Source organism: Catenibacterium faecis (genome assembly GCF_014306455.1).
GTDB classification, from domain to species: domain Bacteria; phylum Bacillota_I; class Bacilli_A; order Erysipelotrichales; family Coprobacillaceae; genus Catenibacterium; species Catenibacterium mitsuoka_A.
The window spans coordinates 1-878 of the sequence record NZ_JACRWG010000148.1; the positions used below are offsets into that span (position 1 = coordinate 1).

Consider the following 878-nt stretch of genomic DNA (forward strand, 5'->3'; position numbering starts at 1 on the left):
ACCTTACGGATGTCTCAAGTTATAATGATTAACTTCTCTTCAGTGATATGATATCACTTCTAGATAAAATAAAAAACTAGAATTATTACTTGAATAACTTCTAGTTCTATAATACGAAAGAACACTCCCTGATGGGTGTTACAAAATTAAGATTCTAGATGTGATGAATTGTAAGAATATGAGCAACAATGGACATCATTTGAAAATTGCATATGACATTGTTTCTCCAGAGGAAAGTAAGGCCTTCTTCAATGAAGACTATTATCAACAACAGAGTGTAAATCAAAAGTGGAATGGGTTCACATACCTGTCAATTCCTTATCAGGTTGGTAGTTTACATCCTTCTGTATCAGAACAAAGATTTAAGGAATTTATTGATGCACTTCGGGATTCTAATCCGGAGTATGTGTATGATAGAAAACTTACAACAATGCATGGACTTTTACTCGGTGCATATATTAAGAATCAACCATATAAACGTGACAATGGATCTGAATGTAACATTGTAACAATCACTAAGTTTTGCTCCCTTGATGAGTATGAGCTTGAACGTTGTAACTACGTTCTTCCGTTTTTGGCAGAAGATAATAAGGTTATTGATGACACTGATGAATTCAATCTGAAAGGGGGTGGGTATGAAGAATTTAAATGCTTAAGCACACTTCGAATTATTATCGATACGAGAGAAAAGCCGGGGAAAAAAGCGGATCATAGATACAGTCAGTTTTGCTGTCCATATATGAAATCCGGATTATTGGTTGCAAAAGTCAATATAAAAATGTAGGTTTAGGACAATATAAGAATGTAGGTTTTCCTACATTCTTATATTGTCTTTTTAGTCTTCATCTACTATGAATTGAAGCTGATCTTTGAGTCTA

Annotated in this window: 1 protein-coding gene; it reads left to right on the forward strand. The window is 33.6% G+C overall.

From position 1 onward, the window contains the following. Nucleotides 1-178: 178 nt before the first annotated feature. On the forward strand, nucleotides 179-784 hold the full coding sequence (locus H8909_RS13195; RefSeq protein WP_187013152.1) for a hypothetical protein: 606 nt from the start codon (nucleotides 179-181) through the stop codon (nucleotides 782-784). Nucleotides 785-878 lie beyond the last annotated feature (94 nt).